At 72.3% G+C, this 24,369-nt stretch carries 28 protein-coding genes; 11 read left to right on the top strand and 17 right to left on the bottom strand.

Annotated elements, in window-relative coordinates; all coding sequences use genetic code 11:
• Window positions 1-6: 6 nt before the first annotated feature.
• The 4 genes from ACGFI7_RS28170 to ACGFI7_RS28155 form a co-directional block, all read right to left on the bottom strand.
• Window positions 7-390 carry a response regulator transcription factor gene (locus tag ACGFI7_RS28170; protein WP_393409736.1) on the bottom strand — a complete coding sequence of 128 codons (384 nt, stop codon included), beginning with the start codon at window positions 388-390 and terminating at the stop codon, window positions 7-9.
• On the bottom strand, window positions 387-1,433 hold the full coding sequence (locus ACGFI7_RS28165) for a PAS domain S-box protein (protein WP_393409735.1): 1,047 nt from the start codon (window positions 1,431-1,433) through the stop codon (window positions 387-389). The genes ACGFI7_RS28170 and ACGFI7_RS28165 overlap by 4 nt, the downstream gene beginning before the upstream one ends.
• Before the next feature lie 46 nt (window positions 1,434-1,479).
• Window positions 1,480-1,887: an ATP-binding protein gene (locus ACGFI7_RS28160; RefSeq protein WP_393409734.1), complete on the bottom strand. Its 408-nt coding sequence runs from the start codon at window positions 1,885-1,887 to the stop codon at window positions 1,480-1,482.
• A gap of 140 nt (window positions 1,888-2,027) precedes the next feature.
• Complete coding sequence (locus ACGFI7_RS28155) at window positions 2,028-2,690, bottom strand: response regulator (RefSeq protein ID WP_393409733.1); 663 nt, start codon at window positions 2,688-2,690, stop codon at window positions 2,028-2,030.
• A gap of 155 nt (window positions 2,691-2,845) precedes the next feature.
• Between ACGFI7_RS28155 and ACGFI7_RS28150 the strand changes: the two genes are divergently transcribed.
• The 3 genes from ACGFI7_RS28150 (at window position 2,846) to ACGFI7_RS28140 (ending at window position 5,205) form a co-directional block, all read left to right on the top strand.
• The gene (locus tag ACGFI7_RS28150; RefSeq protein ID WP_393409732.1) at window positions 2,846-3,328 is read left to right on the top strand and encodes a cation:proton antiporter regulatory subunit; all 483 of its coding nucleotides are present in this window, start codon (window positions 2,846-2,848) and stop codon (window positions 3,326-3,328) included.
• A gap of 5 nt (window positions 3,329-3,333) precedes the next feature.
• A complete protein-coding gene (locus ACGFI7_RS28145; protein ID WP_393409730.1) occupies window positions 3,334-4,494 on the top strand; it encodes a cation:proton antiporter in 1,161 nt (386 codons plus the stop codon).
• 111 nt (window positions 4,495-4,605) lie between these two features.
• Complete coding sequence (locus ACGFI7_RS28140; RefSeq protein WP_393409729.1) at window positions 4,606-5,205, top strand: pentapeptide repeat-containing protein; 600 nt, start codon at window positions 4,606-4,608, stop codon at window positions 5,203-5,205.
• Between the two features lie 76 nt (window positions 5,206-5,281).
• Here ACGFI7_RS28140 and ACGFI7_RS28135 read toward each other — a convergent pair whose 3' ends face one another.
• A complete protein-coding gene (locus ACGFI7_RS28135; RefSeq protein ID WP_393409728.1) occupies window positions 5,282-6,274 on the bottom strand; it encodes an aldo/keto reductase in 993 nt (330 codons plus the stop codon).
• A gap of 135 nt (window positions 6,275-6,409) precedes the next feature.
• Between ACGFI7_RS28135 and ACGFI7_RS28130 the strand changes: the two genes are divergently transcribed.
• Window positions 6,410-7,267, top strand: a complete 858-nt coding sequence (locus ACGFI7_RS28130) for a helix-turn-helix domain-containing protein (RefSeq protein ID WP_393409726.1) — start codon at window positions 6,410-6,412, stop codon at window positions 7,265-7,267.
• A 25-nt stretch (window positions 7,268-7,292) separates the two neighbouring features.
• Here the strand turns inward: ACGFI7_RS28130 and ACGFI7_RS28125 are convergent, their stop codons facing one another.
• On the bottom strand, window positions 7,293-8,309 hold the full coding sequence (locus tag ACGFI7_RS28125; protein WP_393409725.1) for a hypothetical protein: 1,017 nt from the start codon (window positions 8,307-8,309) through the stop codon (window positions 7,293-7,295).
• 70 nt (window positions 8,310-8,379) lie between these two features.
• Between ACGFI7_RS28125 and ACGFI7_RS28120 the strand changes: the two genes are divergently transcribed.
• Both ACGFI7_RS28120 and ACGFI7_RS28115 read left to right on the top strand, forming a co-directional pair.
• A complete protein-coding gene (locus ACGFI7_RS28120; protein ID WP_393409724.1) occupies window positions 8,380-8,715 on the top strand; it encodes a hypothetical protein in 336 nt (111 codons plus the stop codon).
• A gap of 78 nt (window positions 8,716-8,793) precedes the next feature.
• A complete protein-coding gene (locus tag ACGFI7_RS28115) occupies window positions 8,794-9,882 on the top strand; it encodes a serine hydrolase domain-containing protein (protein WP_393409723.1) in 1,089 nt (362 codons plus the stop codon).
• 51 nt (window positions 9,883-9,933) lie between these two features.
• On the opposite strand, the gene ACGFI7_RS28110 is transcribed toward ACGFI7_RS28115, so the two are convergent.
• From ACGFI7_RS28110 to ACGFI7_RS28085, 6 genes are all read right to left on the bottom strand, one after another.
• Window positions 9,934-11,064 carry an FAD-dependent monooxygenase gene (locus ACGFI7_RS28110; protein WP_393409721.1) on the bottom strand — a complete coding sequence of 377 codons (1,131 nt, stop codon included), beginning with the start codon at window positions 11,062-11,064 and terminating at the stop codon, window positions 9,934-9,936.
• Window positions 11,065-11,066: 2 nt separating this feature from the next.
• Window positions 11,067-12,746, bottom strand: coding sequence for an MFS transporter (locus ACGFI7_RS28105; RefSeq protein WP_393409720.1), 1,680 nt, complete (start codon window positions 12,744-12,746; stop codon window positions 11,067-11,069).
• Window positions 12,747-12,875: 129 nt separating this feature from the next.
• Window positions 12,876-14,216: an FAD-binding oxidoreductase gene (locus ACGFI7_RS28100; protein WP_393409718.1), complete on the bottom strand. Its 1,341-nt coding sequence runs from the start codon at window positions 14,214-14,216 to the stop codon at window positions 12,876-12,878.
• A 137-nt stretch (window positions 14,217-14,353) separates the two neighbouring features.
• A complete protein-coding gene (locus ACGFI7_RS28095; RefSeq protein WP_393409717.1) occupies window positions 14,354-14,641 on the bottom strand; it encodes a hypothetical protein in 288 nt (95 codons plus the stop codon).
• A gap of 476 nt (window positions 14,642-15,117) precedes the next feature.
• Window positions 15,118-16,035 (bottom strand): DUF2382 domain-containing protein, encoded by a 918-nt coding sequence (locus ACGFI7_RS28090; RefSeq protein ID WP_393409716.1) that lies wholly within the window; start codon window positions 16,033-16,035, stop codon window positions 15,118-15,120.
• A gap of 141 nt (window positions 16,036-16,176) precedes the next feature.
• Entirely contained in the window at window positions 16,177-16,800 is a 624-nt protein-coding gene (locus ACGFI7_RS28085; RefSeq protein WP_393409714.1) for a DUF4142 domain-containing protein, read from the bottom strand.
• Between the two features lie 180 nt (window positions 16,801-16,980).
• On the opposite strand from ACGFI7_RS28085, the gene ACGFI7_RS28080 reads away from it, so the two are divergent.
• Complete coding sequence (locus ACGFI7_RS28080) at window positions 16,981-17,268, top strand: Fe-S cluster assembly protein HesB (protein WP_393409713.1); 288 nt, start codon at window positions 16,981-16,983, stop codon at window positions 17,266-17,268.
• An 83-nt stretch (window positions 17,269-17,351) separates the two neighbouring features.
• Here ACGFI7_RS28080 and ACGFI7_RS28075 read toward each other — a convergent pair whose 3' ends face one another.
• Window positions 17,352-18,326: an acetylxylan esterase gene (locus ACGFI7_RS28075; protein WP_393409711.1), complete on the bottom strand. Its 975-nt coding sequence runs from the start codon at window positions 18,324-18,326 to the stop codon at window positions 17,352-17,354.
• Window positions 18,327-18,424: 98 nt separating this feature from the next.
• Here ACGFI7_RS28075 and ACGFI7_RS28070 point away from each other — a divergent pair, with 98 nt between their 5' ends.
• Window positions 18,425-18,697 (top strand): hypothetical protein, encoded by a 273-nt coding sequence (locus ACGFI7_RS28070; RefSeq protein ID WP_393409710.1) that lies wholly within the window; start codon window positions 18,425-18,427, stop codon window positions 18,695-18,697.
• A gap of 6 nt (window positions 18,698-18,703) precedes the next feature.
• Here the strand turns inward: ACGFI7_RS28070 and ACGFI7_RS28065 are convergent, their stop codons facing one another.
• Both ACGFI7_RS28065 and ACGFI7_RS28060 read right to left on the bottom strand, forming a co-directional pair.
• Window positions 18,704-19,210 carry a methyltransferase family protein gene (locus tag ACGFI7_RS28065; protein ID WP_393409708.1) on the bottom strand — a complete coding sequence of 169 codons (507 nt, stop codon included), beginning with the start codon at window positions 19,208-19,210 and terminating at the stop codon, window positions 18,704-18,706.
• Between the two features lie 129 nt (window positions 19,211-19,339).
• Window positions 19,340-19,864, bottom strand: a complete 525-nt coding sequence (locus tag ACGFI7_RS28060; RefSeq protein ID WP_393409706.1) for a hypothetical protein — start codon at window positions 19,862-19,864, stop codon at window positions 19,340-19,342.
• A gap of 252 nt (window positions 19,865-20,116) precedes the next feature.
• Between ACGFI7_RS28060 and ACGFI7_RS28055 the strand changes: the two genes are divergently transcribed.
• From ACGFI7_RS28055 to ACGFI7_RS28045, 3 genes are all read left to right on the top strand, one after another.
• The gene (locus ACGFI7_RS28055; protein ID WP_393409704.1) at window positions 20,117-20,827 is read left to right on the top strand and encodes a L,D-transpeptidase family protein; all 711 of its coding nucleotides are present in this window, start codon (window positions 20,117-20,119) and stop codon (window positions 20,825-20,827) included.
• A 63-nt stretch (window positions 20,828-20,890) separates the two neighbouring features.
• Window positions 20,891-21,436, top strand: coding sequence for a GNAT family N-acetyltransferase (locus ACGFI7_RS28050; RefSeq protein ID WP_393409702.1), 546 nt, complete (start codon window positions 20,891-20,893; stop codon window positions 21,434-21,436).
• A gap of 20 nt (window positions 21,437-21,456) precedes the next feature.
• Window positions 21,457-22,221, top strand: a complete 765-nt coding sequence (locus ACGFI7_RS28045) for an SDR family NAD(P)-dependent oxidoreductase (RefSeq protein ID WP_393409700.1) — start codon at window positions 21,457-21,459, stop codon at window positions 22,219-22,221.
• A gap of 32 nt (window positions 22,222-22,253) precedes the next feature.
• On the opposite strand, the gene ACGFI7_RS28040 is transcribed toward ACGFI7_RS28045, so the two are convergent.
• Both ACGFI7_RS28040 and ACGFI7_RS28035 read right to left on the bottom strand, forming a co-directional pair.
• A complete protein-coding gene (locus ACGFI7_RS28040) occupies window positions 22,254-22,853 on the bottom strand; it encodes a YHS domain protein (protein WP_393409699.1) in 600 nt (199 codons plus the stop codon).
• Window positions 22,854-22,932: 79 nt separating this feature from the next.
• The gene (locus ACGFI7_RS28035) at window positions 22,933-24,360 is read right to left on the bottom strand and encodes an aldehyde dehydrogenase family protein (RefSeq protein ID WP_393409697.1); all 1,428 of its coding nucleotides are present in this window, start codon (window positions 24,358-24,360) and stop codon (window positions 22,933-22,935) included.
• Between the last annotated feature and the right edge of the window lie 9 nt (window positions 24,361-24,369).

The following is a 24,369-nucleotide window of genomic DNA, read 5'->3' as shown; positions in this document are numbered from 1 at the left end:
CGGAGGTCAGGAGGTGGCGGCCGTGCGGCGCACGGCCGCCACGATGTCGCTGTTGGGCAGGCCCTTGAGCACGTATTCGCGCACGCCGACGCGGCGCATCTCGTCGACGGAGTGGGAGTCGCCGTAGGCGGAGAACGCCATCACCCGGGTGGCGGGCGACAGCCGGCGGATCTCCCCAGCCGCCCACGCCCCGCCGCCCGGCATCCGCACGTCGAGGATGGCGACCGCGGGCTCGTGACAGACCGCCAGCCGCACCGCCTCCCGGGCGTCGGCGGCCACCGCGACCACGTCCAGGTCGGGCTCGGCCGCCAGCACCTCGCTGAGCGCCTCGCGGATCAGCGGCTGGTCGTCGCCGATGAGGACCGTCAGGCGGCCCGGTGTGCCGCTCATGGCTGTCCCGGACGCACGGCGGGAATCCAGAACTCCACGGTGGACCCCTCGCCCGGCCGGCTGTGGAACTGCCACCAGCCGCCGGAGATCTCGGCCCGCTCCCGCATCTCGATCAGGCCGAAGTGCCCGCGCCGGGCGGAGGTGTCGTCCGGGTCGGCGAAGCCCACGCCGTCGTCGCCGACCTTGACGTGCACGCCGTGGTCGGCCGAGGCGAGCGAGACCCGCACGGAGGTGGCACGGGCGTGCTTGCGGACGTTGGTGAGTGCCTCCTGGCAGATCCGGAACACGGTGATGGCGGTCTCGGGCGGCGGCTCCTCGTCCAGGTCGGGGACGAGGTCGTAGGCCAGGCCGGCGCCGGAGACGACCTGGTCGAGGTAGCCGGACAGGGTGTCGACCAGGCCGCCGCTGTCGAGCCCCGGCGGGTGCAGGTCGAAGGTGAGATTGCGCAGGCGGCCGACGGCGGCGTTGACGGTGTCGTTGAGCCGCAGCGCGGCTTCGGCGTGCTCGGCGGACAGCGTCGAGGCCAGCAGTTGCAGACGCATGCCGACCGCCACCATCGACTGGATGGTGTCGTCGTGCACGTCCCAGGCGATGCGCCGGCGCTCCTTCTCCTGGGCCCGGACCAGGTGGGCGAGGAGCCGGCCGCGCTCGTCCAGCGCGCGCTCGACGTTGCGCCGCTCGCTCACGTCGCGGGTCACCTTGCCGAAGCCGCGCAGCCGGCCCTCGGGGTCGCGCAACGCGGTGATCACCACGTTGGCCCAGAACCGGGTGCCGTCGGAGCGCACCCGCCAGCCCTCGTCCTCGAACCTGCCCTCGGCCTCGGCGATCTCCAGCCCGCGCGCGGGCTTGCCCTCGGCGTTGTCGTCGGGCGGGTAGAAGACGGAGAAGTGACGCCCGACGATCTCGTCGGCGGTGTAACCCTTGATGCGCTGGGCGCCGGAGTTCCAGCTCAGGACGTTGCCGCCGGGATCCAGCATGAAGATCGCGTAGTCGACGAGGCTCCGCAGGAGGAGTTCGAGGTCGATGTCGTCGTGCTCGGGCATAGTGCAGCTTCGCACGGTGACGGCCCGAACCGGGAACGTGATCTTCTCAGCCGGTGGGGGCGGCGAGGGCGAGCGGCGCCGCGAGCTCACACCACACCACCTTTCCGCCCTCGTGCCGGGAGGTGCCCCAGGAAGTGCAGAGCTTGGCGATGACGTGCAGGCCCCAGCCGTCGGCCGGGCCCGGGGCGCGCGGCTCGGGCTCGCCCTCGCCGCAGTCGCCCACCTCGACGCGGATGTGGCCGGAACCGCCGGTCAGACGCAGCGTCGGCCCGCCCGAGGCGTGCACGAGCGCGTTGGTGACCAGCTCGGACACCACGAGCAGGACGTCCTCGCCCCGGCCGCGGTAGCCCCACTCGGCCAGGGCGTCACGGGTGGCCTGCCGCGCGAGGGAGATGCTGCCCATCTCCTCGGCGAGGTGGCATTCCACCGTGCGTGAGTCCAGTTCCGTGGCCATGGTCCTACTTTCGGACAACCGAGCCTTGACCGCGAGACGCAACCGCGCTTGCCCTTTCAGTGCGGATGCAGGACATCACGTAGTGCATACGCATCAGTCGAGGCATCGGTCGAGGCATCGGTGGAGGCATCGGTGGAGCGTCAGTCGAGCAGTCCTTCGCGCCGGGCGATGGCCACGGCCTCCAGCTTGGACCTCGCGCCGAGCTTTTCCAGCACCCGCTGGATGTGGTTGCGCGCGGTGTTGCGTGCGATGCCGAGCCGCTCGCTCAGCTGGTCGGTGCTCACCCCCTCGGCGAGCAGCTGGAGGGTCTCCCGCTCCCGGCCGGTCAGCGTCCCGCCCCCGGCGCGGCCGCGGCCGGCGAGCTGGTCGAGCACCGCCGGCAGCAGGTCGGGCGCGAAGGCCACGCCGCCCGCCGCCACCTCGCGCACCGCCGACTCCAGCTCGCGCAGCCCCGACGACTTCACCACCAGGCCCGCGCCGCCGGCCTCCACCACCCGCACCGCGGTGGGCGGCGACGCCTCGCCCGTCAGCACGAGCACGCGGACGCCGGGCGCCTCCTGGGTGATGCGGCCGATGGCCGCGATGCCGTCGCCGTCGGGCAGCCGCCGGTCCAGCACCACCACGTCGGGACGGTGGGCGCGGACCCCGGCCACGGCGTCGGCCGCCGACCTGAACCTGGCCACCACCCGCAAGCCGGGGGCGTTGCCCAGCGCCATCGCGATCGCCTCGGCCACCATGTCGTGGTCCTCCACGAGGATCAGCCGGACCGGGTCGGGCGCGTGCGGCTCCTGCGAGGGTGACACCACGACTCTCCCTAGAACTGGCGCCCTTTCGGTGATCCCGCCCCGCACCCTACCTCTCACCTGGAATCTCAGGGGTGCTCGGTGCCAATACGGTGCACAAGGATTGGTAAGGTGGCCCGCGTTATTTTTCGGAATCGGATAGGTGGGATACGGCTGTGGAGGTCGAGCAGACGGCGCTGCCGGGCATTGGGCTGCGCCATGAGTTCACGACACAGGCTGGGCGCAGAGTAGGGGTGATCTCCCACCGCACGGGGCGGCGGGATCTCGTCATCTACAGCAAGGACGACCCCGATCGTGCCTGCGAAGTCGTCAAGCTCAACGACGAGGAGGCCGACGCCCTGGTGGAGCTGCTCGGCGCGCCCCGCATCGTGGCGCGTCTGAACCAGGCGCACGAGGAGGTCGAAGGGCTGGTCAGTCTCCAGCTGCCGATCCCGGCCAACTCTCCGTACGTGAACCGGCCGATGGGTGACGCGCGAGTGCGGACCCGCACCAACGCGTCGATCGTCGCCATCGTCCGCAACGGGCAGGTGTACGCCAGCCCGGGTCCCGACTTCGTGCTCACCTCCGGTGACATCGTCGTGGTGGTGGGCAGCGCCGACAGCACGTCCGAGGTCGGCGTCATCCTGGCAGAGGGCTAGGCCGGGTGCATCACACCGCGATAATCTTCCTGGAATTCGGGGCCGTCCTCCTCGGCCTTGGCGTGCTCGGAGCACTGGCGCTGCGCGCCGGCATCTCCGCCATCCCCCTCTATCTGATCGCCGGCCTCGCCTTCGGCACCGGCGGCGTGCTGCCCCTGGCCACCAGCGAGGAGTTCATCTCCATCGGCGCGGAGATCGGTGTCGTCCTCCTGCTGCTGACGCTCGGTCTGGAATACAACGCCGACGAGCTGGTCTCCAGCCTCAAGGGCAACGCCCGGGCCGGCATCGTCGACCTGGTGCTCAACGCCGCGCCCGGCGCGATCCTGGCGCTGCTGCTCGGCTGGGGGCCGGTGGCCGCCCTGGCCATGGCCGGCGTCACGTACGCGACCTCGTCCGGCATCACGGCCAAGGTGCTGAGCGATCTCGGCTGGATCGGTAACCGCGAGACGCCGACCGTGCTGTCGCTGCTCGTGTTCGAAGATCTCACGATGGCGCTCTACCTGCCGATCCTGACCGCCACCCTGGCCGGCCTCAGCCTGCTCAACGGGGCGATCGCGGTGGGCATCGCGCTGGCCACGGTGACCGTGGTGCTGCTGGTCGCGCTGCGGTTCGGCAAGTGGATCGAGGCGTTCGTCGCCAGCCCCAACAACGAGGTGCTGCTGCTCAAGATCGTCGGCCTGGCGCTGCTGGTGGCCGGCATCGCGCAGGAGCTGCAGGTGTCGGCGGCGGTCGGCGCCTTCCTCGTCGGCATCGCGCTGTCGGGGCAGCTCGCGCACGACGCGCAGGCGCTGCTGGCGCCGTTGCGTGACCTGTTCGCGGCCGTGTTCTTCGTCTTCTTCGGCCTCCAGACCGATCCGACGAAGATCCTTCCGGTGGCGGGGATCGCCGCCGCGCTGGCCCTGGTCAGCATGCTGACGAAGCTCGCGACGGGCATGTACGCGGCCAGGCGGGCCGGCATCTCCAAGGCCGGTCAGGCCCGGGCCGGCATCGCGCTGGTGCCGCGCGGCGAGTTCAACATCGTCATCGCGGGCCTGGCGGTGGCGGCCGGCGCCCACCCCGACCTGGGTCCTCTCGCGGCGGCCTACGTGCTCATCCTCGCCGCCTTCGGCCCCCTGGCGGCCAAGCTCGTCCAGCCGCTCTTCGAAGCCATCGCCAAGCGCGCCTGACCCCTCCCCTCCTGCGAGACGCGCCTCTCGCGGGAGGGGCGCGGCCGCCTCCCGAACTGTCGGTGGGACGTGCGAGGCTGGGCTCCGTTCAGCGAAGGAGGCGAGCGCGTCATGACCACCCGCGTGACCGCGGACACCACGATCGGTCCCGGCGACTGGGACGACCGCGACCTCGACGGCGAGACCTTCCAGCGGGTCCACTTCGTCGACCTCGACATGATGGAGACGGCCGACGACCGCGCCGTCTTCGAGGAGTGCACGTTCAGCAACGTCCGGCTCAACGTGTCGGCGCACGAGAGCGCCGCGTTCGTCGCCTGTACGTTCCGGAGCTGCTCGTTCTTCGACGCCACGTTCCGGGGCTGCAAGATGACCGGCAGCACGTTCGCCGGGTGCACGTTCGGGCTGCTCAAGGTCGACGGCGGCGACTGGTCCTTCACCTCGCTGGCCGGGGCCGACCTGCGGGGCAGCACGTTCGACGGGGTCCGCCTGCGCGAGGCCGACCTGTCGGGGGCCAAGCTGGAGGGCTCCACGCTGCGCGGCTGCGACCTCACCGCCGCGTCGCTCCGCCAGACCGATCTCACCTCCTGCGACCTGCGCGGCAGCGACCTGAGCACCCTCGACCCCCAGACCGTCACCCTCCACAAGGCCACCATCGACCCCCACCAGGCCACGATCATCGCCACCGCCCTGGGCCTCCAGGTCCGCGCCTGACGGGTCGGAGGGGTGACCATCCACCCCCGCGCCTGACCGTTCACCCCTGGCGAGCCATCACCTCCGTGGGGGCGGGTCAGGGGCGGCCGTCCAGGCGGTGGTAGGCCTTGCCGAAGACCGGGGCCCACTCGTCGATGAAGTCGGCCGGGAAGCCGCGGGTGAAGGGGGCCGCCTCCGCCAGGCGGTTCATGGCCTCCTCCGGGAGGGTGACGTCCACGGCGGCGAGGGTGTCGGCGAGCTGGCCGGGGCTGCTCGCGCCGACGATGGGGTGGACGACGCGGGAGCGGGCCATGGTCCAGGCGGTCGCCACCTGTGACGGCGTGACGCCCAGGTCGGCCGCCGCCTTGAGGACGGCCCTGGCCGCCGTGTGATCGCGTTCGGTGACCGAGGCGGGCGCGAGCCTGGTGGGCGTCTCGGGAGCGGGGCCGGCGGTGTACTTGCCCGACAGCACCCCGTGCGCGAGCGTCCCCCAGGCGGCCACGGTCAGCCCCGTCTCCTCCGCCATCGGCAGCAGTTCGCGCTCGATGTCGCGCCAGAGCAGGTTGTAGGGCACCTGGAGGCCCGCGAACGGGGTCCAGCCGCGCCACTCCGCCAGCGTGTTGGCCCTGCTCACCACCCACGCCGGCGCATCCGATATCCCGACATAAAGCACTTTGCCCGCCCGCACCAGATCGTCCAGGGCCCGCATCGTCTCCTCGATCGGCGTGTGCCGGTCCCAGACGTGCACCCACAGCAGGTCGACGTAGTCGGTGCGCAACCGCCGCAGGCTCTCCTCCAGGGACAGCACCAGGTTCTTGCGGTGGTTCCCCGCGGCGTTGAGGTCGGTGTCGTCGCGGGTCAGGGTGTACTTGGTGGCGAGCACGAACCGGTCCCGCCGCCCTTCCAGCACCTCGCCGACCACGCTCTCCGACTCGCCGTAGGCGGAGGCCGTGTCGACGACGTTGCCACCCGCCTCCTCGTACAGACCGAGCATCTCCCGCACCTCGGGCGTCACCGCCCGCCACGTCATCGCGCCGAGGAACAGCTCCGACACCCTCAATCCCGTACGCCCGAGCAACCGATATCGCATGACCGTCTCCCTTTCGATGAGTGCGTTCCGTACGACGTCCAGGCTCGCGGAACGGCGGCCGGGGAGGGAGACCGGGCGGAGACTGGCTCCGGCAGGGCCACCCTACGGGCGATCGGCGCGCCTAGACTGCTCGGCGTGAGCGGGAACGAACTGGCCGCCTACCTCCGAGGTCTCCGGGAAGCGGTCAAGCCGGCCGACGTCGGGCTGCCGGAGGGGTCACGGCGACGCACTCCAGGGCTGCGCCGGGCGGAGCTGGCCACGCTGGCGGGCATCAGCGTCGAGTACCTCACCCGGCTGGAGCAGGGCCGCGACCGCAACCCGTCCGCCCAGGTGCTGGGCGCGCTCGCCGACGTGCTCGGGCTGGGTTTCGAGCAGCGGCTCCACCTGCGCCACCTGGCCAAGCTGGTGAGCGGCGACGCGTTGCTCTGCCCCTCAGTACTCCCCTCGCCCGCGAGCACGGTGCGGCCCACGCTCCGCGCCCTGCTCGACCGGCTGGAGCCGGCCCCGGCCGTCCTGCTCAACCGGCTGTCCGACGTGCTGGCGTACACCGTCGGATATGCCCGGACGGTGGAGGCGCTGGGCGTGCTCGACGGTGACCGGCCCAACCTGGCGCGCTACGTGTTCACCGATCCGCGCGCGCGGGCGGCGTTCCCCGAGTGGCGCGCGGTTGCCGCCGGGCAGGCCACCACGCTGCGGCTGGCCGCCGCCATCGGCGACCCGTACGCCGACGACCTGATCGAGGAGCTGACGATCACGGCCGGGGCGGCGTTCACCGAGCTGCTCGGCACGCCGTCGGCACCGCCCGCCGCGCCGCGCCGGGAGCGGCTGGCCCATCCGGGTGCGGGCGAGCTCCGGCTGGTGGCGGAGTCGCTCGACCTGTCCGACGCCGAGCAGCGGCTGGTGGTCTGCCTTCCCGCCGACGAGGCCACGGCCGCGGCACTCGACCACCTGACCGGCCGCCACCCCGGCGCGCTGCACGCCGTCACCGCCTGACGAAGCGTCCCGCTCCAGTGAGCGGTCATCCGGGTGGGGCCAGGTGTTCGGCCGTGCGCCGCAGGGAGGGAAGCGCCGCCAGGACGGCGGCGGCCCGGGAGCCGCGGGCGGCGGGGGTGTCCGCCCCGAGGTCGGCGAGCAGGTCGAGGAGGCCGTCCGCGGGCGCGGGCCGACCGGCTGCGGAGAGCTTGAGCAGGCAGCGCGCGTACGTGGCCGCCAGCCAGAAGACCGCCTCCCGATGGAGACCGGCGTCGATGAGGGCCCGGGAGCCGTCGATGGCGACCGGCCGCGCGGTGTCGGTGATGTCGGAGTTAAACGGGTAGGCGGGGGCGTCCACGTTCTTGGCCGTGTCGAAGAGCCGCTCCAGGCCGTGCAGGTGGCGCGAGGCCCGCCGCGGGGTCATGGCGGCGCAGCCGAGCAGGTCCAGCAGGAACTCGTGGTGATCGGCCAGTCCGCGGCCGGCGAGCAGTTCGCGGGTGGCGGCGTACCTGCGGCGGACGGTCGGGTTGCGCAGCCCCGCGACCAGCAGGACGTGCGCCGTCCCGCCGGTGCCGAAGAGCCACGCGTTCACCTGCTGGGGCAGCGGCCCGGCCGATCCGGTCGAGGTCAGCCGGGTGCGGGCCGTCTCCAGTGCGTGCTCGCAGCGGGCCAGCACCCAGCGCCGCTCGGCGAACCGGTGGGAAACCTCGCGCTGGAGCGCCGACAGCCGCCCGGTGGGGTCGGCCAGCACGCCCGGCCGGTGGAAGGCGCCGGCCAGGTGGTAGTGACCCAGCACGTCGTCGGCCGACGCCACCTGCGCGGCGGGCACGTACGACACCTCCAGGAGCGCTCCCCCGTACCGGAGCTTGCGTCCGTGACCGGCGGGCTCGTCGAGCACCACCAGCACGTCCACGTCGGAGTGCGGCGGCAGCGCGGACCCGGGCGGCGCCCAGAGCGCCGACCCGGTCAGGAAGGCGCCGCCGAAGCCGGGCAGGCGGGCGCCTTCGTCACGCGCCCAGCGGCGGGCGACGGCCACCGCCTCCTCGATGATCACGTCAGCCATCGTACGGACGGGAAGGGCTGTCGCACCCGGCGGTAGGTTCGCGCGGGGCGGTCGCGGGCAGCGGGATGCCATGAACGTGGCGGAGCTGGAGACCCTGGTGTGCCGGGAGCTCAGGGATGCCGGGTTCGCCGTGGAGCCGTCACGCAAGCCGGCCGACGGCGGGCTCAGCGTGTGGCGCGACCCCGAGCGCGGCGTGGTGGTGCGCTGGAGCGTTCCGTCCGGGGACCCCGCCCGTCATGACACGATCCGCACCGCGGTGCGGCTGGCGTTACGCACGATCCTCGGCGCGGCCGGGTTCGAGGTGACCGAGGTGGCCGGGCCGGCCGGGCTGGCCGAGCTGGTGGTCACGGCGACGGCCCGCCACCGGCGTGGGGACGTCCCCGAGCCGGGGTCCGCGACGCGCTGACCTGCCCCGGACAGCGTCTGCGATGAGTTCCGCCCGGCAGGGAGGTCCAACCCGGTGCCGAGACTCACGGGGGGCCCGATGCAAGAGATCATGCAGGGAATCGCCGACGAGCTGGTGGCCTCGGGGGTGGAGCGCGGGCTGCAGGTCGCCGTCTACCGGCGGGGCGAGCTGCTGGCGGACGTGGTGGCCGGGGTGGCGGACGCGGAGACCGGCCGGCCGTTCACGTCCGGCACTCCCGTGTACGCGACCTCGACCGGCAAGGGCGTCACCGCGGCCGTGGTGCACGTGCTGGCCGAGCGGGGGGTGCTGGACTACGACACGCCGATCGCCGAGCTGTGGCCGGAGTTCGGCGCGCGGGGCAAGGAACGGGCGACGATCCGCCACGCGCTCTCCCATCAGGCAGGTGTGCCCGGCGTGCCCGTGGCGACCACGCCGGAGGACTTGTGCGACTGGGACCGGATGTGCGCGGCCCTCGCCGACGCCGAGCCGTGGTGGGAGCCGGGCATCCGGTGCGGCTACCACCCGCAGACGTTCGGCTATCTCCTGGGCGAGGTGGTGCGCCGGGTCACCGGCGAGCGGATCTCGCGGGTGCTGGAGGAGGAGGTGGCCGGGCCGCTCGGGGTCTCGGGCGAGCTGTTCTGCGCCGTGCCGGAGGCGGAGCTGGGGCGGCTGGCGCGGATCGAGGAGGCCGCCCCGCCGACGCCGCCGGGCGGTGGGAACCCGTTCTTCCGGGTGGTCGGCGGCTACACCGCGATGCCGGTGGCGGCCCTGCCGGGCGCCGCGTTCAGCAATCGGCGCGACGTGCTCACCGCCGAGATCCCGGCCGGCGGCACGATGACCGCCCGCGCGGTGGCGCGCGTGTACGACGCGCTGCTGACGGGCGAGTTGGTGCCGCCGGCGCGGCTGCGCGAGCTGTCCGCGCCCGCGGTGAGCGGCCTGGACGAGGTCACCGGCGTGCGGGCGACGTGGGGGCTGGGCTACGGGATCGGGCTCACCCCCGGGCTGGCGGCGCCGACCGTGTTCGGCATGCCGGGCAGCGGCGGCACCGCGGCCTTCGCCGACACCGCGACCGGGCTGGCCGTCGGCGTCATGAAGAACCGCATCGTCGCCGGTGACTTCACCACCGTGGACCGCATCGGCTCGGCGGCGCTCAGCGCCGTGCGCTGACGTTCAGCGGAGTGCGGTGACGAACCCGCCGCCGATCGGCTCGGGGGCGCCTCAGCGGAGTGCGGTGACGAACCCCCCGCCGGTCGGCTCGGTGTCGCCGAACACGTGCAGGTCCTCCCGGAACACCTCCAGGTAGGTCTCCCTGTCGTGGAAGGTGCCGGCCAGCGCGTCGCCGTAGTCGATCAGCTCGGCGTGCGCGTGCCTGCGCGGCTCGTACGCGGTCTCCAGGCCCTTCTCCAGCAGCGCCGGGTCACCCTCGGCCGCGCAGATGACCCCGGCGAGGATCTCGGCGTCGTGCATGGTGTAGCTCATGCCCATGCCGGTCATCGGGTGACAGGCGAACGCGGCCGAGCCGAGCAGGGCGGCGTTGCCCTTGTGGTAGGCGGGCACGCGCATGGCCGCCACCGGGATCTGCTGCCAGTGCGCCGGGCCGAGCACGTCGTAGGCGTCGTCGTTCTCGGTGATGAAGTCCCGGAACACGTCGGCCTCGAGGCCGCCGCCGAACACCTCGCGGTCGTCCTCCAGCGGCAGGCCGACGAACACCCGGGCCTGCTCCTCGTTGACCGGGTACAGGTAGCTGAACCAGCCCCGGGAGTTGAAGTACAGCCGGTTGAGCCGGGCGACGCTGGCGGTCAGCGGCACGGTGGCCACCCGCATCATGTGCGGGTAGGCGGTGGTCTCCTTGGTGATGCCGAGCGCCTGGCGCACCATCGAGCGGGTGCCGTCGGCGGCGATGACCACGTCGGGCCGCAGCTCCCTGCCGTCGGTCAGGGCCAGCCGGGTCACCCGGTCGCCGTCGCGCTCCAGGCGCTCGATCCGCGAGTCGAACCAGAACTCCACGCCCTCCATCGAGCAGCACGAGTAGATGACCTCGACCAGTTCGCGGTAGGGGCGGATGAGGAAGCCGTCGGGGTAACGGCATTCCTGGATCGCCTCGCCGTCGTGGTAGTAGCGGACGATGTCGCGTTTGAGCGCGTGCCGTTCCACCAGGCTGCCCAGCCCGTGCCGGGCCAGGACGCCCATGCCGGGACGCTTCACGAAGTCGGCGCCGGCGGCCGGGATGGCCGCCCCCTGTTCCACGACGACGACGTTGCGACCGTTGCGACCCAGCAGCAGTGCCAGGAAGCAGCCGCCGAGACCGGCGCCGACGATCGCTACGTCACAGGTTGTCGTCCTTGCCATGATCAGAGCCCTTCTGATGTTCTTGCGAGACGCGTGCCCCCGTGCACGCGGGGTTGCGAGCCGGGCCTCATGGCGTGGGCCTGGCCCCGTCCCACCTGCGGCGGGACGGCTTGCTGCGGGACGGCCTGGGTCGCGACGGCGTGCGGCGGACCTGCCGGGTACCCGGCTGGATAAGCGGCCGGGTAGCCGTCTGGGTAACCGGGAGCCTGCTGGGCGGGCAGCAGCGCGTCGGCCTCGGCGGCGACGGTGGCCAGCTGCATGCGCAGTTCCAGCAGCATCCGGCGCGGCACCAGCACCATGACCTCGCCGGTGGCGTGCGGCATCCGGAGCATCTTGATCAGTGCGATCGTGCCGACCAGCACGGAGACGCCCACGCACACGGCCAGCGCGCTGGCCAGCCCGCCCATGGGCCCCACCATGAAGGGGTGGCCGATGACGACCGACACGGTCGCCACGCCCACGGCGCCGCCGACCATGCGGGACATGACGGCCGCACCCACCGCGGAGGCGTACTGGTGCGGCTGGGCGGCCAGGGTGGTGGCCATGGAGGTGCCGGGCGCGAGCGCCCCCACCCCGACGCCCACGCCGACGCTCGCCGCGAGCCCCCACAGCGTGGGGCCGCTCTGCGCCAGCGCCACGACGCAGGAACCGCCGCACGCGGTGGCGCCGACGTAGATGAGCCCGTACGGGCCCAGTTTGCGTACGACCTTGCCGCCCAGCCACGCGGTGACCGCCACGGCGACGGAGGTGGGCGTCAGCCACAGCGCGACCTCGATCATGGGGAAGCCGAGGTGCAGGAGGTAGAGCGGCTGCAGCGCGAGCAGGCCGTACGACAGGACCCCGAAGCCCCAGGTCGCCAGCCAGCCCCAGGCGAAGCCGGGGCGGCGCCACAGCGTCAGGTCGACGGCCGGCACCCGGTGCCTGCGGGACCGCAGGAGCGCCAGGGCCAGCAGGACGAGCGCGCCACCGGCCAGGTAGCCGCAGGTCGCGCCCCAGGTGGTCGCCTTGGAGATGGCGAGCACGAGGGCGCCGATGGAGGCGGCCAGCAGGATCGCGCCCAGCATGTCGGGCCGGGTCCTCGGCGCCCCGTCGCGGCGGGCGGGCAGGCCCGGCGGCAGCCAGGTGGAGGCGAGCAGCAGGAGCATGCCGGTGACGACGACCGGGGCGAACAGCGCCCGCCAGCCGAACCCGGTGGCCAGCCAGCCGCCGCCCGCCTGCATGAGCAGGCAGCCGAGGCCGGAGGCGGAGCTCCACAGCGCGATGGCGCCGCGCCGCTGGTGCTCGGGCAGCTCGCCGAGGAGCACGGCGAGGCTCGCCGGGATCATCGCGGCGGCGCCGACTCCCTGCGCGGCCCTGGCGGCGAGCACCATCGACCACTCGGGGACGGTGAGCGTGGCGAGCCCGCCCAGGACGAAGATCACGAGCCCGATGACCAGCACGCGGCGGCGGCCGAACAGGTCCGCCCAGCGTCCGGCCGTGGCGAGCAGGGCGGCGATCGGCACGAACGCGGCGCTGGTCAGCCAGAGCAGGTCGCTCAGCGGCAGCGTGTTGTCGGCGCCGCCGTGCTGCATCAGGCCCACGGCGAGGGTGGTGGCGGTGGTGTCGGCCATGACGGTGAACATGACACCGGCGCCCACCAGCCGCAGCAGTGTGCCGCGCCCTCGTGCGGGCTTCCGTGCCACCGGGTGTGCCCCCACTTCGACGACTGGCGACTGACGCAACGTGGCCACCTCCATGAGAGCCCGGATGTCGGTCCCGCCGCCCGGCGCACCGGGCGGCGGTCGTGCCTTCCTGTCCAGCCGCCGGTGCCGTCAGGCGCTGTAGCGTCCCGGCGACAACATCCCGTACGGGTCCAGCGCGCCCTTGAGCCGGTAGAGCATGGCCAGGGTCGCGGTGGAGGACTGCGCGTAGACGTCGGCGGCGGCGTTGTCGATGTCGGAGCGGTAGATCGGGCACCCGTAGCCGCGCAGCAGGCCGTTGGCGTCCTGGCGGAGGCGGTGGGCGCGGGCCGGCGCGTCGGGCACGCTCCGGTCGAAGAAGATCTGGATGACGCCGTTGGCCAGGTTTCTGCTGACCATGTTCCACTCCATCATGGCCGCGGTGCCGTTGCACTCGACGGCCGCGCGGAGCACGGTCAGGAGGTTCTCGGTGGAGATCTCGTCCATCGGGAGCTTGGGCAGCAGCGCGAGGAAGCCGATCGGCCCGGTGTCGACCTCGTCGCAGGAGCTGACGCCGAGCGCGTTGTGCACGCTCATGCAGGTGGGGATGCCCTGGGCCATGAGGGCCCGCGGGTAGAGGGGGTCGTCGGGGCTCACCGCGGTGGCGTCCAGGACGCGCAGCCCCTCGGCGCCCTCGACCTCCAGCAGGTGCTTGCGGAGCAGTTCCTCGGCCAGGCGCACGGTCTCGCCGCTGCCGAGCAGCGGGCCGATGATGGTGAGCAGTTCCGGGTCCACCCCGTCGGGGAGCATCCAGCCGCCGCGGCTGGGCGTCAGCGACAGCTCGCGCACCCGCAGCAGGCCTTCGGCCGGGTTGCCGCGGCGCAGGAACGATCCCACGGCGCCCACGGCCCGGCCGGCCTGGTCGCGCGGGATGCGGGCGTGCACCAGCCCGATCGCCTGCGGGCGGGGCACCAGCGCGATGACGCCGGCGGTGACGATGCCGAGGTTGTGCTGGACGAACGCGCCGGTCAGGTCGGGTCCGGCGACGTGGCCGCGATAGCGGCCCCAGTGGTCCAGCCCGCCGGTGCTGACGAGGCTGCCGTCGGCGAGCACGGCCTCGACCCCGACGAGGTCGTGGACGCGGGAGCGGATCGAGCCGTCGCCGCGCTCCAGCGCGTTGCCGACCACGGAGGTGTCGGCGCACGACGAGGTGACGTTGAGCAGCCAATCGGTGTCGCGCAGTTCCTCGGCGAGCTGGCGCTGGGTCACGCCGGGCTCGATGACGGCGAAGCCGTTCTCCAGGTCGAGACTGCGGATGCGGTTCATGGCGCTGAGGTCGACGACCACGTTCTCGTCCTTGGCCGGGACGCCGGAGCCCATGCCCCAGTTGCGCCCGGTGCTCAGCGGATATAACCGGCGCCCCTCGACGGCTGCCCGCCGTACCACGGCACGCACCTCGTCGACGTTCTGGGGCCGCGCGACGCCCGCGATCATTCGCGCGCGGTGTGCTCCGACATCGCGTACTGCTGACGCCAGTCGCGTGTGACCTTGCATGACACTCCTTGGTGAGCCGAGACATTCCCCGCGGGTCACCGGCCGCTTCGCCGGGTCTCCCCCCTCGTGGTTCGCGATCAGGCGGTGCGCTTGAGCAGGTCGTCGATCGACCCGATGGCCCTGTTGGATATCTCCCGGATCTGCCACAGCCGCTCGGTGACCTGCGTGTCGGCCTCGGTCTGCTCCGGTACGGCGGTCTCGTCCAGGTGGTCGTAGACGGCAAGACGCGGCCTGGGCGGCTGCCGGTCGCCGTCATAGGGATGGCGGTAGTCGGGGTGGACGTGCATGGCGGGGCTCCTACCGAACGGGTCCTGGGTCGCGGTCGGCCGTGACGTCGGTGCGGTGCCGTCGGGGGTAACGCTCATCTGGCCGGCCACCTCCCACTTCACGACATCGCAGAAGTGCTCTGTAAACCCTGAACTAATTGTTCCGCCCTGATCCTGCCATTTACCGCCTAGCTGTCAACTGCTACTTAACGAATGCGTTGGGATCCGCCCGTTGACCACCCGGCGACCCGCAGGACCCTCCAGGCGCGTCCGTCCACCGCCGCGCACGGGCGTCCGAAACCGTTCCGCTGGTGCTCGGAAAGGGGATTCCGCCTTCAGAAGGGCGCACGGCAGGGCCCTGCGGCACCTAACCCGAAGGTCAGGCGCGGCTACCCTGCGGGAGGGTAAGAGAGAGACCACCGAGTAACGGGCCGTCACGCCCCGCGAACTCGATCAGTCCCGGCCGTTTTCGGGGATTAGCGACCGGATCTTTCTCTATGGGAGTTCTTTCACCATGTGAAGGCGAGGGCGCGATCACGCACCCTCGCCTGACATCCGGGCGGAGCCGGAGAGCGTCAGCGCTCGTGCCGCCCGTTGTGCCCGCGCCCGTCGTGGCCGCGGCCCTCGCGGCCCTCCGGTCCCTTGCGCCCCTCGCGTTCGTCGCCCGCGAGCTCGTCGATGGTCGTGCCGTCCTGGTCGACCTCGAAGCGCTCCCGGCGGACCGTCCCGTGCACCGTCTCGTCCCTGCGGACCTTCTCCTTGTGCAGGCGCACGCGCTCGACGGGCGTGGTCTCCTTGCCGATGACCGGGCGTTCCTCGTACAGGGTGATGGACTCCTCGTCCTCCTCCAGGTCGCGCCCCTCCAGGGGCGTGCCGCCGGTGATCGGCTCGCGCTCGATGACGACCTCGTCGCGCTCCAGCGGGATGCTCTCCTGGACGTCCTCGGTGTCCACGTACTTGCGCAGCCGCACGTGGCCCGCCTCTCTCCTCTCCTTGCCGACGTGCATCCGCTCCTCGGACCGGGTCATGTCGACGTCGCGCTCGCCCTGGCCGCGCATGCCGCGCGGCTCGTGACCGGTCGCCGCGCCCGTCCTGCCGGCAGTGCCCGTCGTGCCGGTGGCGCCGGTGGCGCCGGTGGCGCCGGTCCCGGTCTCTCCCTCGGGCCTGCGCTGCGAGGGGATGGTGGACGGCTGCATGCCGTAGTAGCGGTAGAGCCCCGCCTCCTCCTCCAGGGTCAGGCGGTCGTCCACGTCGATGTTGGGCGCGCCCTTGATGGTCTCCTTGTCGAACGGGACCCGGAGCTCCTCCCCGGTCCGGCGCGCACCGGTCAGCGGCACGAAGGTCTGCTTCATACCGAACAGCCCGGTACGCACCGTGACCCATTCCGGGTCCCCCGTGCGGTCGCTGAGGTAGACCTGGCCGACCTTGCCGACATGCTGACCGTCCGAACCGATGACGTCACAGTCGAACAGGCTCCGGATCTCTGTTTGCATGGCCACGACGATTCCCCCGAATTGGTCGTACCGCCGGCCGCTTCGCCGGGCCGGCAGGTGGCTCAAGACGGACAAATACCCCCGTACCTGCACAAACGCACGCGGTCGGGGGATGTTTTGCCGTAATTCGGGGTCGGCGCCTTACGAGTTCCCGGGCGCGGGGGTGCCGCTGTCGGGAGCCGGGGTGCCCGCGCCGGGGATCTTCTCGAGCTCGTCGAGGTGCCGCTCCAGCGCCGGGAGCGCCTGCTCCGCCAGCTGCTTGACCTGGGGTGAGGTGCCCTGCTCGATCTCGGTCTTGGTCGCGGCCACGGCCTTCTCGTGCGCCTTGCGCATGGCGGTGACGAACTCCTCGTCGAAGTCGGCGCGCGAGGCCTCACGGAGCTCGGCCAGGACCTCCTTCTGCGCGCTCGAGGCGGCCTTGGGCAGCTTCACGTCGAGCTGCTCGGCGGTCCGCACCACCTCCTGGTCGAGCTTGGTGTGGTCCTTGACGAGCATCGCGCCGAACTGCTTGACCTCGGGGGCGGTGCCCTTGCCCTCGGCCAGGTCTCCGGCCTGGATCTCCGCCAGGTTGCCCTGGTGGATCTCGCGCAGCCAGATCCGGTCCTGGTCGGAGGGCGCGGGGGTGGCCTCCCCCGTGCCCGGGGACGTGGCGGTGGGCGAGGCCGGCGAGGCCAGGCCTGCGGAGGTGCTGGTGCCGCCGTTGCAGCCGGTGACGGCGGTCGCGGCGGCGAGGAGCAGGGCGAGGTACGGGCGTGAAACAGGCATGACGATACCCCCGGCGGTATGTGGCGAGATGATGACGGACAGTCATCAAAGCGCGTCCGACCGTCACGGCCAGCCACGCCACGCCGGTTCACCGGTAAAAGAACCGGCCGCGAAGGTTAGGGCGGAGCGACAGCGGGCATGGCAGGCCACTCCTGTACGTCGAACCGAGGAGGAGCCATAGTGCTCACCCTGACAGCCAACGCAGCCCAGGCGATCCGCAGTCTCACCGAGGGCGCGCCGGAGCCGGCGCAGAGCGGCATCCGCATCGCGTCCAGCGGTGACGACGCCAGTTCGCTCACCCTCTCGCTGGCCACGGCGCCCGAGCCGGCGGACGCGGTCGTGGAATCGGAGGGCGCCCGCGTCTATCTCGACCCGGTGGCCGCGACGGTGCTGGACGACAAGTCACTCGACGCCGGATCCGACGACCAGGGGGCTGTGTCCTTCCTGGTCACCGAGCGCGCGGGCTGACGCATCGCGCGACTCGACACGCCGCCGGGCCCGGTGCGCGCCATGCGCCGGGCCGGCGGCGTGCCTCGCGCCTGGGATTTGACTCAGGCGAACAGCTTGGCCAGGTAGCGGAGCTGCTCCTCGCGCTGATAGCCGCTCCCGCCCTCGTGGCCGTTCCACGGCCAGACCGTGATCTCCTTCGGCCCCTGCCAGTGGTTGTAGGCGGCGAAGACCGTCGACGGCGGGCAGACGAAGTCCATCAGCGCCACCGAGTACAGCGCCGGCACCCTGCCGCGGGCCGCGAAGTTGACCCCGTCGAAGTACGACAGCGTGCGGAACACCTGCTCCGCGGCGTCGCGCCGGGTGGCGAGGAACCGGACCAGCTCCTGGTACGGGTCTCGGTCGGTGATCTCGACGGCCCGGCGGAAGTGCGACAGGAACGGCACGTCCACGAGCGCGCCGGCCACCGACGGGTGCAGCGCGGCGGTGGCCTGCGCGATGCCGCCGCCCTGGCTGCCACCCGAGACCACGATCCGGCCGGCGTCCACGGCCGGGTGGGCCACGGCCGCGTCGACGGCCCGGACGGCGTCGGTGAACACGCGGCGGTAGTAGTAGTCGTCCGGGTCCATGATCCCGCGCGTCATCATGCCGGGGGCCTGCGGGCCGTCCGCGCCGTGCGGGTCGCCCGTCGCGCCGGGCGACTGCACGTTGGCGCCGCCGTGGCCGCGCGTCTCCATCACGAACACCGCGTACCCGGCCGCCGGCCACATCAGGTGGTCGTGCGGGAAGCCGCGCCCGCCGCTGTAGCCGATGTAGTGCATGACGCACGGCAGCGGTCCCGCCGCGTCGCGCGGGAGCAGGAACCAGCCGTTGATCCGGTGGCCGCCCCAGCCGGCGAACGACACGTCGTACACGTCCACGTGCGCGAACGGCAGCTCGTACGGGGTGAACTCGGCGTCCAGCGCGAACTCCCGGGCCTCGGCGAGCGTGCGGGACCAGAACGCGTCGAAGTCGGCCGGCTCGTCACGGTCGGGCCGGTAGTCGCGGAGTTGATCGAGCGGCAGATCAAACAGGGGCACAGATACTCCAACCTTTCGGGATGGAGACATTTCATCGCATTTCCCCATCTCACCGCCACAGAGCGCACGATCGCCCGGAATCCGGGTAGTGAGCGGCCGTGAACGTGCACCTGTTCCAGACCTCGAGCCCCCGCTTGGCGTCCGGCATGATCCTGGACGCCCCCCTGGACTACGACGACTTCATCCTGCAGTTCGGCGACGAGACCGAGGCCCGGGCCGAGCTGGTCCTGTTCGGCGGCCGCCCGCTGCTGGTCGTCGGCGGTTACATGACCATGGACGGCACCGTCGTCGACGAGTGCAGGTGGACCGTGAGCGAGGTGACCGTGCGCGGCGACCGGCGCATGCTGCGCCTCGGGCAGCCGCTGGAGTGAGCGTCGTCAGGGGTGGTACGGCCTGACCCGGGGCCACCATCCGGGCACCGCGCGGCGGTAGCGCTCGTAGTCGTCGCCGAACTGCGCGAGCAGGCGCGGCTCCTCGTACCAGTGGGCGAAGCCGCCCATCGCCGCGCCGGCCACCGTCGCGTAGACGACCAGCCCGCCGTCGCCGAACAGCAGCGCCTGCCCCACGATCGCCGCCAGGACGCCCACGTACATGGGGTTGCGCACGTAGCGGTAGAGACCGCCGACGACCAGCCGGCCGGGCGCGGCGATCGGGGCGGGCGTCCCGGAGCCCTCGGCGACGAACCGGACGAACGCGTCCACCACAACGGCGGCGCCGGCCAGGATCAGCGCCGCGCCCGCCACCCTGAGGGGGATCATCCAGGCGCCGGGCAGCGGCGAGCGCGCCTCCCAGCCGGAGACCCACCAGGGGCCGAGACCCGCGACGACGCACGGGGCGGCGAGGAAGAAGATCGCGCTGCCGATCGCGGCCGATGTCCTGCGCATGGGCTCCCCCTTTAATTCATCACAGGATGACTTCCCTTCGGCCGCGCGTCAAGCCCTCCTGGGAACGCGAAATGCCGCACCCGTCGCGACGGGTGCGGCATTTCGCGCGCTATTTACAAACGGCGGGTTCTAGTCGTTGTCGTGCTCGCCCCACCACTGGTCGCCCATGCCGAAGTCCGGCCACAGCCACCAGGGCTTGTGGTGGTTGTGGTGCTTGGCGTAGCCGAAGCCGTGGTCATGGCCGCGGTAATCCCACTTCTTCTTGCCGTGGTCGCGGTTCTCCCACTTCTTCTTGTCGTAGTCGCGGGGCTCCCACTTCGGCTTGTCGTGGTCGTAATCGTGGTCGTCGTGGTCGTGCTTGTACTTGTGCTTGTCCCAGTGGTGGTGCCGGTGTCCCCAGTGGCCATGGTGGTGGTGGTGACCGCACCGGTGGCAGCGGTGATGACCGCACCCGTGGTGGCAGCGGCGGTGCTTGCACTTGTGGCGATGCTTGCACAGGACCGGCTTCTCGTGCACGACGGCGGCGGTGCCGGCCACCTGGCCGGTGGCCGCGCCGGCCTGGGCCGCCGGGAGGAGCAGGGCACCCGCGGCGGCGGCCGCAAGCGCCAGACCGGCGACCCTCTTGGCAGCGCGGACAGGGCTTTCAATGTTCATGGGCGATCGTTTCCGTTCATGGTTCATCGATCTGGAAGCGGGCTCTCTCGAAAGCCTCGCGACAGCGGCGAACATACCCGTGCCGCCGTTCCCGACTATCTCGCCACTCAGCAATTCCGGTTAAAGAAATTCCATTCAGGGGAACCAAAGAAGCGGTAACCCTTATTGTCCGAATTCGCCCTGCTTTGCTCTTTACAGAATGCGACCATTCGACGGGCCCGCCATTTCCCTTCACGGGATACGGTTGCCTCTATGATCAACGCCTGCCGCATTCTCGTGCTCGTGCTGTGCCTCGCGATTCCCCAGGCCCTTCCCCGCACCGCGACGGCGGCGCCGGACGACGACAGGGCCGTGCTGCGCCCCGGCGACCGGGGCGAGGACGTCAAGCGGCTCCAGCAGGGGCTGCGCCGGCAGGGCTACCTGTGGAGCAAGGCGGCGGGCGTCTACGACAAGGACACCCGCTTCGCGGTCTGGGCGTTCAGGAAGAGCCAGGGCATGCGTCTCTCGAACGTCGTCGACGCGGCCGTCTGGAAGCGGCTGGAGCGTCCCAGGAAGCTGCGCCCGCTGGTCGGGAGCGGCGCGGCCGACCGGGTCGAGATCGACCTGCGCCGCCAGCTCCTGGTGGTGTACCGGGCCAGGCGGCCGGTGCTGATCTCGCACGCCTCGACGGGCGCGGGCGTGCGGTTCTGCGAGGGCGGCCGCTGCCGCGTCGCCCAAACCCCGATCGGCGACTTCAAGGTGTTCAAGCGCGCGGCGGGCTGGACGAAGGGCCCGCTGGGCTCGATGTACAACTCGCTGTACTTCGTGGGCGGGGTGGCGATGCACGGCTCCCGGCGGGTGCCGTCGTGGCCGGGCTCGCACGGCTGCGTGCGCGTCCCCATGTCCGTCTCCGAACGCCTCTACCGGATGGTGGCGGTCGGCGAGCCGGTGCACGTCAGGCGCAGCCCCAAGACGCGTTCCTGAGCCCGGGGCGGCCCGCGGAAAACCCGTCGAAGGGGCCCGCGGCCCGCGATTACCGTGTGCCGGATGCACACCGAACGACTGATCCTGCGCCCCCTCACCCCCGGCGACGCCGACGAGCTGTTCCGCCTGAACAACGACCCCGAGGTCATGCGCTTCCTCAACGGCGGCCGGCCGACGCCGCGCGAGACGATCGAGCGCGAGACGCTCCCCCGGCTCATCGCGTCGGGGTTCCTGGCCGCCGAGGAGCGGCGCACCGGCGCCTTCGCCGGCTGGTTCCACCTGCGTCCGGGTGCCGAGGGCGAGCTGGAGCTGGGCTACCGGCTGCACCGGGCGTGCTGGGGCCGCGGATACGCGACCGAGGGGGCGCTGCGGCTGATCGAGCGGGCGTTCGCCGAGCTGGGGGCGCGCCGGGTCTACGCCCAGACGATGGCGGTGAACCTGGGCTCGCGCCGGGTCATGGAGAAGTGCGGCCTCCGGCACGTACGGACTTTCTGGGAGGACTGGGACGACCCGATCGACGGGGCGGAGCACGGCGAGGTCGAGTACGAGCTGCTCCGGGAGGAGTGGGAGGCGTCCCGCCATGCGGGACCACCTGGTGCACTGGTCTGACCAGTGACTAAGGTGCTGCCATGACGGCATACGAGCGGTTGTTCCGCCTCGACGGGCGGCGTGCGGTGGTCATCGGATCCGGGAGCGGCATCGGCAGGGAGGCGGCCCTGGCGCTGGCCGCGCACGGCGCGTCGGTGGTGTGCGCCGACCGCGACCTGCCCGCGGCCGAGGAGACGGCGGCCCGCTGCGGCGGCACGGCCCGGCCGCTCGACGTGCTCGACGGCGCCGCCGTGCACGCCGCGGGCGCCGAGCTCGAACCCGACGTGCTGGTGTTCACCGCGGCGACCAACGTGCGCAAGCGGCTGCTGGACTACACGGCCGAGGAGTTCCAGCGGGTCGTGGACCTCAACCTGAAAGCCTCGTTCGAGGTGGTGCGCGCGTTCGGGGCGGGCATGGTGGCGCGCGGCCGGGGGTCCATCATCGGCTTCGCCTCCATCCGCGCCTCCGTCACCGAGCCGGGCCAGGGCGTCTACTCGGCCACCAAGGCCGGGCTGGTGCAGCTGCTGCGCACCGCGGCGGCCGAGTTCGGGCCGCACGGGGTGCGGGTGAACGCGATCGCCCCCGGCGTGGTGGAGACGCCGCTCACCCGGCAGATCAAGGACAACCCGGGCTGGTACGACGCGTACGCGGCCAAGAGCGCGCTGGGCCGCTGGGCCACCGCCGAGGAGATGACGGGCGCGGTCGTCTATCTGGCGAGCGACGCCGCCAGCTTCGTCACGGGCTCCGTGCTGCACGTCGACGGCGGCTGGACGGCGGTGGACGGCCGCTTCGACCCGCCCAACTGACGGCGGACCAGGACCGGGCGGTTCGCGGCGCGTCAGGCCCGGTCCGCCCGCTCCCGCCTGCCGACGTAGGCGTCCCGGCAGCCGGCGCAGCAGAACGCGTGCAGCGTGCCGTCGGCCTCCAGCGTGATGGCGTCGTCGCCGAGGGGCACGATCACCCCGCAGAGGGGATCCCGAGCGGCCCGGCCCGCGCCGAGCTCCGCCTGGTGCGGCTCGCTGAGCAGATCCACGATCTCGGCGGACGTCCTCGCCCGCCCGTCGAGGCCGATCCCGCCCTCCGGTACGCCCAGCACGTGGACCTGCACGGCCGGGTTCCCGCCGTCCACCTCGTTGATCACCCTGGTGACGTACTCGATCACCGTGTGGCTCATGTCCTTGCGCCAAGGACCCGGCACGTACACCCGCACCAGGTAATGCGGCCGGTCGGCAGGGCCGAGCGGCCGGTCGCCGGCCACCCACACCTCCGGCTCGTGCACCACCACCTGGAACATCGACCGGAAGACCTCGGCCGTGCCGTCTCCCACCGGGGCGCCTCCCCCGGTCAGCTCGCACAGGCTCCCCAGACGCCCGGCGACGAGACGGCGTCCCGTGGCATCCAGGTTTCCCCACGGCGTGAACAGTTCGACGAACATCATCGGCGAACACCTCCTGGACCACGAGGGTGCCGCCCCGCCCTGTCAGAGCGCTGCCGGACGCCTGTCACGCCCGGCGGGCTCAGGGCCGGATGATGGCCATCCGGGTCACGGTGAGCTCCTCGATCGCGAACCGGGGGCCCTCCCGGCCGACGCCGGAGTCCTTGACGCCCCCGTACGGCATGTTGTCGGCCCTAAACCCCGGCACCTCGTTGACCACCACTCCCCCGGCCTCGATCCGCTCGATGGCGGCGAACGCGGTGGCCAGGGAGCGGGTGAACACCGAGGCGTGCAGCCCGTACCGGGAGGCGTTGACCGCGGCGAACGCGGCCTCCAGGTCGGGCACCTCGCGCACGCACACGACGGGCCCGAAGATCTCCTCGTCCCACGCGGCGGCCCCGTCGGGCACCCCGGCGAGCAGCGTGGGCGCGATGGCGCGGCCGTCGCGCACGCCGCCCGTCACCACCTCGGCCCCGGAGGAGGCGACCCAGTCGAGCACCCGGTCGGAGGAGGCCGGGTCGATGAGGGGGGCCACCCGGGTCTCGGGCTGCCGCGGGTCGCCCACCACCACGTCCTTCATCCGGGCCGCCAGCAGCTCCCCGAACTCGGCCGCCACCGGCTCCTCGACCAGCACCCGCTGCACCGAGATGCACGCCTGGCCGGAGGCGTAGTAGCCGCCGCGCACCACCGCGTCGGCCGCGGCCTCCAGGTCGGCGTCGGCGGCCACCACCAGGGCGGCGTTCGAGCCGAGCTCCAGCAGCACCTTCGTGGGGGCGGCGTTGCGGGCGATGGCGTGCCCGGCGGCGGCCGAGCCGGTGAACGAGACGGCCCCGATCCGCCGGTCCTCCACCAGGGTCCGGCCCACCTCGACGTCACCGGTGACGAGCTGCACCGCGGCCGGGGGCAGCGCGCCGGACTCGCGCAGCAGGTGCACCAGCCAGAGCGTGGCGAGCGGCGTCGCCGGGGCGGGCTTGACGATCACCGGGCAGCCGGCGGCCACCGCGGGGGCGATCTTGTGGGCGGCCAGCAGCAGGGGGTAGTTGAAGCCGGTGATGCCGACGACCACCCCGATCGGCCGCCGGGTCCAGAACCCGACCAGCCCCTCGCCCGCGGGCAGCAGGTCCAGCGGGACGGTCTCGCCGTGCAGCCTGGCCACCTCCTCGGCGGCCGTGACCAGCGTGACCAGTGTGCGCGCCACCTCGACCCGGCAGTCGACGAGCGGCTTGCCGGTCTCCAGCACGAGCAGGTGCTCGACCTCCTCGCGCCGGGCGGCCAGCGCGTCGTGGGCGGCCATGAGCGCGCGGCGGCGGGCGTGCGAGGGCAGCGCCGCCATCGCGGGCGCGACCGCCAGCGCCTCCTCGACCGCCCGCGCGGCCAGACCGGCGTCCCCGACGGGCGCGGGCATCACCGCCGAGCCGTCGTACGGGAAGATCACGTCGGTCTCGGTGGCCGTCTCGACCCACCCGTCGCCGATCGGCAGCCCCGACGGCCACGCATCCTGATATTTCACGCTTTTCGA

Source organism: Nonomuraea sp. NPDC048826 (assembly GCF_043198225.1).
Taxonomy (GTDB): domain Bacteria; phylum Actinomycetota; class Actinomycetes; order Streptosporangiales; family Streptosporangiaceae; genus Nonomuraea.
Note: the sequence above shows the minus strand (reverse complement) of the source record. Positions and strands in the feature narration are given on the sequence as shown.